This window comes from Dyella choica (assembly GCF_003977665.1).
Lineage (GTDB): Bacteria > Pseudomonadota > Gammaproteobacteria > Xanthomonadales > Rhodanobacteraceae > Dyella_B > Dyella_B choica.
This window is the reverse complement of record NZ_RYYV01000033.1, coordinates 25934-32143: the sequence shown is the minus strand read 5'-3', so window position 1 is coordinate 32143 and position 6210 is coordinate 25934. Positions and strand designations below refer to the sequence as shown.

Sequence of the window (6210 nt, the reverse complement as noted above, 5' to 3'; positions counted from 1 at the left end):
TTACGACAATGCGGTAATGGAAAGCTTCTTCAGCTCGCTCAAGCAGGAGCTGATACACCACGAACGCTTCGAGGATCGTGATGCGGCCAGAGCTGCAATCTTCGAATACATCGAGAGCTTCTATAACCGACAACGACTACATAGCAGCCTGGGCTACCGCTCACCCGAAGCTTTCGAGAGAATGGCTGAGGTGACTAATTAAACTGTCCGTGGAAACGGGACCAGTCCACCCCGTCCCCTTTTTTCGACAGTGCGCGCCTAGCCTTGAGTGCGGCAAGCGACCTGGCTATCCCCTACTGCGCAAGGGCATCATTGGATCTTGGCGCAAGAAGTTGGAGCCACGGGTACGTATTGCACGGCACCGGACGTAATGGGCATCAGCTCAACAACAGACGCTGAGCAAACACCGCCGCCGTTTTCCCGCACTTCGTAGTCATGTCCCGGCTTGGGTATGAAGACGACCTGCGTGTAATTGCAACGCTCGCCGGAATAGCGCACCTGGTACCCCTTGGGTGGAATCAGGCTGGGATCGCCAAAGCTGACGGCGAGATGCTTATCCGCCACGACGTAGTACTCGGTCGTATCGGAAGTTTCCGTTGGCGGATTAGGCATGTGTAAATCATGTCGTTTGCCTCCGTAGTAAGCGAAGCCCTTCGGTTTGGCATCTTCACCGTCACATTGAGTTGTATACAGCTCAGGTTGATTTCCGATGAGACGTACGCGAGCTATGGGCCCTTCCGTCGGCTCTTTGTAAGAGATCAGTTGAGCGCAACCAGCTAAGCCGGTGGCCATAGCTAAAAGCAGCAAGGGTGCAAAAGCAGAAGTAATTCGCTTCATCATGATCTCAGGTATGTGGTAAGAAATAGAGTGTCAACGGCGGCGATACGCAAAGTGGAACCCGATATGACGCCTGGATTTGCAAGCACGGCGTTTCCACCAATATCGCGGTAGGCAGTCATCGATCGGCGCCCGTCTGCAAATGCAGATCAGGCGCGAAGCACAGCGCTTGGCGCTGACGCGCGTCGTTGCTCGGGTCCGGTACGGAGATGCACGCTGTGAGTGCAAGGTCCGCGCATGGCGGTTTCGACAATGGAAAGCGTTGTGCAAGTCATGCTCGCGCGCCCCACCTTGCTACGGCGTCCGAAGGAACGCCGTGGAGATCCCTTGTTTGTCTTTCCCATGCCGCTGACCGCTTAATTGAGAATCCGTCTCGAGCGCCCTGTTCACCGCAATCCCTGGGTTGTGCGGTATGGCTGAACAGCTCGAACCCTGCAGTTGATGCTAGGCCACTATTGTAGCCTAGGACGTATGACAGGCATTAGGACAATTACGTCGAGTCTTGGTGCGACGCAAGACAGGCGACAGCTTGAACAACAGGGTCGACCGAAAGAATCGAAAGGAGTCCAGAGTGCCCCTGTTTTGTTGTTTTGGTTTTGCGAATGCGGGCGAGCCTCACCCATCTCAGGGTGAGGCCTCCCAATCTCACAGCAGAGCGACCTTGGGAAAATCGACCGGAATATCCAGAGCGACGTTGATGTAGTTGGTAAAGAGGTTCAGGGCGATATGCGCCATGATCTCGACGATCTGCTCGTCGCCGAAGCCGACCTCCCGCAGATGCGCGACATCGGCGTCGGTGATCTGCGCACGCTGCTCGACTACCTTCAGGGCGAAAGCCAGGGTCGCTTCAGTCTTGGCGTCACTGGATTGGCCCACTTGGGCAGAGGACATCTCAGCGGAAGTCGCACCGGCCTGCTGGCCGAGCGCGGTGTGGGCTGCCAGGCAGTATTCGCAGCGATTGCGGTTGGCGATGGCCACGGCGATCTGCTCGCCGAGCTTGGCGCCCAGAGTGCCTTTGCCCAATGCGCCAAAGGCGGTCCACATGCTTTGCAAAGCGGCCGGCGAGTTGGCCACGGCCTTGAACATGTTGGGGGTAGCGCCGAAGGCCTGCTGGATCTGGGCCAGCAAGGGCTGGCTGGCTGCGGGGACGAGTTGAGGTTGGATAATGACGCGAGACATGTCGATCACCTGGAGAACGTCGGATTGAGGGAAGGGAAACCAGCCGGCGAGGTGGGCCTTGCTTACTGGCCTTTCCTGGCACGGGTCCGGTGCGAGCAGTATGGTCACGAGGAATGTACTATTGGGTTCAATACGTCCACAAAACATACCCATTAGTTCATATGCGAGCCTCTACTCCTATCGACCGCCTCTCGGGCGTCCTCGAACGGTTCCGGGTGCAGGCCCAGTTGCATCACTCCGGCGCACTTTGCGGGCTCAACCATTTCGATGCCTGCGAAGGACATGGCTATTTGCACGTGCTGCGTCGCGGCCAGCTGAAGGTGAGCCACCCGGGCGCGCGCGATGTACCGAAGTCGATGCACTTCGACCAGCCGACACTGCTGCTGTACCCGCGGCCCTTCACTCATCGCTTCCACAACCCTCCGGTGGAGGGCTCCGATTTCACCTGTGCGCGGCTGAACTTCGATGGTGGCTCGTACAACCCTCTCGCGCGGGCGCTGCCCTCTTTGATCGCGTTGCCGCTGGCACAAGTGTCCGGCTTGGATTTGGCGCTGGAATTGCTGTTCGCCGAAACGGATAGAGTGCGCTGCGGCCAGCGGTTGCTGGCCGATCGGATCTTCGAGGTGGTGGTGATCCAGCTGATGCGCTGGTTGCTTGACCATCCGCAGGAAGCGGGCATTCGTCCTGGCTTTATCACTGGACTGTCGGACCCGCGACTGGCGCGTGCTCTGGTCGCCATGCACGACGCTCCCGGTGAGCCTTGGTCGCTGGAGCGCATGGCCGAATGCGCCGGCATGTCCCGCACAGCGTTTGCCAATACCTTTCGCGAGGTGGTGGGCCAGACTCCCGCCGACTACCTGAGCGACTGGCGCATGGCGCTGGCGCAGAGCCGACTGCGCGAGGGCCATTCCATCAAGATGCTGGCGGATGAACTCGGCTATGCGAACCCATCGGCACTATCGCGTGCATTCACGGCCAAGGTAGGCATGTCTCCCCGCCTTTGGCTATTGGAGAGATCCAGGACGTTCACCGGATAGAGAAGATCCAGAGAGATGCAAGACATCCACCGAACCAAGAGATCCTAGCTATCCCTTGTTCTGGCCAAGGCATAAAACGCGAAACGTAAGCAACGGCGAATCGGTACCCACTGGATTCTGCGAACGCCACCCGATACCAGAAACTGACCCAAGTCTTTCGGAGTATTGCTATCTACTTTTTGCGGGCATCAGTCTATGTTCTGAAGAAAGCACTATCGGCGTGACGAAGATGGTTCACAACCACTATAGCGAAGAAGAATTACGCGGCCGGATTTCACGTCAGCTGCGTTGGCGGGAATCATCCAACACCGTCGCTTTAATCTGGCGCGGCTACCTGGCGGCCTTGTTGGATTGGGGGCTCATTGAAGTCCACGTCTTCGAAAGACTTTCGAAGATGCTGCCCCTGCTTGGCAAGATCGAAGTGGCGGAGCTATTTCAGGATAGGCGGCTCGACGATTAGTAATCCATGTCGTTGCATGGAAGAAGACGTGGCCATGACATCGTCAATGGCCATAATCGATTGCTCGCCTACGTAGATGGTATGGGCTGCGATACAGGCACCTATCACACCTGCCGTAAGTGCCAGGGCCATCCGGCAATGGTCACTGCTTTGGCGTAGGTGTCGCCTGGTAAAACACATTCAACCATTGGCCGTTCCGTTTCATCCACAGGGACGAAGCATAGCTGTCGAGCTGAAAGGTCTTGCCATGGTCGAGTCCATTTGCCTTGACGTGGTAGGTGACAAGCGCGGCATCCTGCGCCACAAAATGCACGTCGAACCCTGCAAGCTCACAATGGTCGAAGCGCACATTCGGGTCCATCGCCGATGCTTCGCTTGGCGCTCTAGCCGCTATGCCGGCACCGCCGACCGTAAAGAAGTCCGAAGCATGCAAAGCCTTGTAGGCATCGGCGTTTCGCTTGATCGCCAAGTCCCAGCTAGCGCGCTCTTCGGCTACCAGGCGTTGCCCGATGATGTCGTTCGCCGCGGCGGGCACTGAGGCCGGGCTCGCTGAAGCGGTAGCAGCGATGACGGGCAGAGCCGCGTTGAGCAACAGGGTCGCCAAGGCGGTGTACATGAAGAATATTCGTTTATTTGTCATGTAATTAGAATGATATTAGGCTGCAGAAATCGTCAATCGAATAGTTTTCGAAAATATGAGCGAAGAGACGGGCCTCGACCGAATAGATTTCGCCATCCTCCGTCTTTTGACGAAGGATGCCTGGCTGTCGAACAAACAGATCGCTGCCGAGGTAGGCCTTGCACCTTCAAGCTGCCATGAGCGCATCAAATCGCTCAGGGCGCGAGGGGTTCTGCTGGGTGCCCATGCCGAGGTGAATCTGCAAGTGATCGGCTTCGCACTGCAAGCCGTGCTGTTCGTGCAGCTGGGCAAGCTGAGCATCGAAGTGGTCGATGACTTCGTCAGCGCAACTGCCGCCGTGCCGGAGGTTCGCGGTGTGTTTCTGGTGTCCGGCCGCACCGACCTGATCGTCGATGTCGCGGTCCGCGACATGCAGCATTTGAAGACGGTCATTTCGGAGCACTTCAATCGCCACGCTGTGGTGCTGCGTGTGGAGACATCTGTCGTGTTCAATCGCCAGCAACAACATGGCATGCCACTACCGTAGAGCGAACGTAGGCTGGGATGACAATCCCAGCTCGCGCGGTTGTGGGCATGGCAATGCTGGGTTTGGCAACCCAGCCTACGCAATGCCTCTAGTGATCGTGGTGCAGGTACTCCGCCTGCCGGGGCAGGCGCAGGGAGAACAGGAAGGCAATGGCCATCATCGCCACCACGTACCAGTAGAAGCTGCTTTCCATCCCCACTTGCTTGAAGTTCAGCGCGACATACTCGGCGGAACCGCCAAATGCGGCATTGGCCAAGGCGTAGGACAGGCCCACTCCCAGTGCGCGCACCTGAGGCGGAAACAATTCGGCTTTCACCAGGCCGGCGATCGAGGTGTACAGGCTGACGATGGCCAGTGCGGCGGTGATCAATAGAAAGGCCGGCAACGGGCTGCTGACGGTTTTGAGCGCGGTCAGGATCGGTACCACGCAAATCGCGCCCAGTGCACCGAACCACAGCATGGAAGCGCGCCGGCCGATCCGGTCGGACAATGCGCCGAACAGGGGCTGCATGCACATGTAGACGAACAGCGCGGCGGTCATCACATAGCTGGCGGTCTTGGCCGGCATGCCGACGCTATTGACCAGGTATTTCTGCATGTAGGTGGTGAACGTGTAGAAGATCAGCGAACCGCCGGCGGTGTAGCCGAGCACGGTGATGAAGGCCTTCCAGTGATGTGTGAACAGGGCGGACAGGGTGCCGGCGTGCTTGTCGCTGCGAACCTCAGCCGTGGTGGTTTCCTGCAGCGAGCGACGCAGCAGCAGTGAGATCACGGCAGTGCAGGCCCCCACCACGAACGGAATGCGCCAGCCCCAGGCCTTGAGCTCGGCCTCATCCAGGAACTGCTGCAGGATCACCAGCACCAGCACGGCCAGCAACTGGCCGCCGATCAGCGTTACGTACTGAAACGACGCCATGAAGCCGCGCTGGCCACGCAATGCCACTTCGGACATATAGGTGGCGGTGGTGCCGTATTCGCCGCCCACCGACAGACCTTGCAACAGCCGCGCCGCCAGCAGTAAGGCCGGCGCCCAGGCGCCGACCGTGGCATAGGTGGGCAGGCAGGCGATCAGCAGCGAACCAGCGCACATCATCAGTACCGAGATCATCATCGCGCTCTTGCGTCCCTGCTTGTCGGCTACTCGGCCGAACAGCCAGCCGCCCACCGGCCGCATGAGGAAGCCGGAAGCGAACACGCCGGCGGTGTTGAGCAATTGCACGGTCTGGTCGTGCGAAGGGAAGAAGGCCTGGGCGAAATAGATCGCACAGAAGGCGTAGACGTAAAAGTCGAACCACTCGACCAGGTTGCCGGACGAGGCGCCGATGATGGCGAAGATCCGCTTGTTGCGCTCCTCACGCGTGTAGGGCATGGAGACCTGTTGCGGCACAGGAGGTAGATCGAGTTCGGGGCGCTGGGTCATGGAGCGAGTGTCGCGTCAGGGATGCGCGAAAAGGAATCGTTGCATGAAGAGGGTGAGCGTCGGTGCTCGCCCTCTATGGAGCCGAACCTGTTTCCGTTTTTCGTTCGGACG

8 protein-coding genes are annotated in these 6210 nt (G+C 58.6%); 4 read left to right on the top strand and 4 right to left on the bottom strand.

The genetic code is table 11. The annotated features are described in order from the left end of the window. Nucleotides 1-202, top strand: a 202-nt coding sequence (locus EKH80_RS22455; RefSeq protein ID WP_148110432.1) for an IS3 family transposase, incomplete at its 5' end; no start/stop codon positions are given. A gap of 107 nt (nucleotides 203-309) precedes the next feature. Here EKH80_RS22455 and EKH80_RS22450 read toward each other — a convergent pair. Together EKH80_RS22450 and EKH80_RS22445 are read right to left on the bottom strand one after the other, a co-directional pair. Next, nucleotides 310-837: a hypothetical protein gene (locus EKH80_RS22450; RefSeq protein ID WP_126687038.1), complete on the bottom strand. Its 528-nt coding sequence runs from the start codon at nucleotides 835-837 to the stop codon at nucleotides 310-312. Nucleotides 838-1482: 645 nt separating this feature from the next. Then, nucleotides 1483-2124 (bottom strand): carboxymuconolactone decarboxylase family protein, encoded by a 642-nt coding sequence (locus EKH80_RS22445; RefSeq protein ID WP_230473886.1) that lies wholly within the window; start codon nucleotides 2122-2124, stop codon nucleotides 1483-1485. A 53-nt stretch (nucleotides 2125-2177) separates the two neighbouring features. On the opposite strand from EKH80_RS22445, the gene EKH80_RS22440 reads away from it, so the two are divergent. Together EKH80_RS22440 and EKH80_RS22435 are read left to right on the top strand one after the other, a co-directional pair. Then, the gene (locus EKH80_RS22440) at nucleotides 2178-3053 is read left to right on the top strand and encodes an AraC family transcriptional regulator (protein WP_126687037.1); all 876 of its coding nucleotides are present in this window, start codon (nucleotides 2178-2180) and stop codon (nucleotides 3051-3053) included. A 220-nt stretch (nucleotides 3054-3273) separates the two neighbouring features. Then, nucleotides 3274-3513: a hypothetical protein gene (locus tag EKH80_RS22435; RefSeq protein WP_126687036.1), complete on the top strand. Its 240-nt coding sequence runs from the start codon at nucleotides 3274-3276 to the stop codon at nucleotides 3511-3513. Between the two features lie 142 nt (nucleotides 3514-3655). On the opposite strand, the gene EKH80_RS22430 is transcribed toward EKH80_RS22435, so the two are convergent. Then, the gene (locus EKH80_RS22430) at nucleotides 3656-4129 is read right to left on the bottom strand and encodes a nuclear transport factor 2 family protein (RefSeq protein WP_158628923.1); all 474 of its coding nucleotides are present in this window, start codon (nucleotides 4127-4129) and stop codon (nucleotides 3656-3658) included. Nucleotides 4130-4208: 79 nt separating this feature from the next. Between EKH80_RS22430 and EKH80_RS22425 the strand changes: the two genes are divergently transcribed. Continuing rightward, nucleotides 4209-4679: an Lrp/AsnC family transcriptional regulator gene (locus EKH80_RS22425; RefSeq protein WP_126687034.1), complete on the top strand. Its 471-nt coding sequence runs from the start codon at nucleotides 4209-4211 to the stop codon at nucleotides 4677-4679. 88 nt (nucleotides 4680-4767) lie between these two features. Here the strand turns inward: EKH80_RS22425 and EKH80_RS22420 are convergent, their stop codons facing one another. Further along, entirely contained in the window at nucleotides 4768-6099 is a 1332-nt protein-coding gene (locus EKH80_RS22420) for an MFS family transporter (RefSeq protein ID WP_329955497.1), read from the bottom strand. Nucleotides 6100-6210 lie beyond the last annotated feature (111 nt).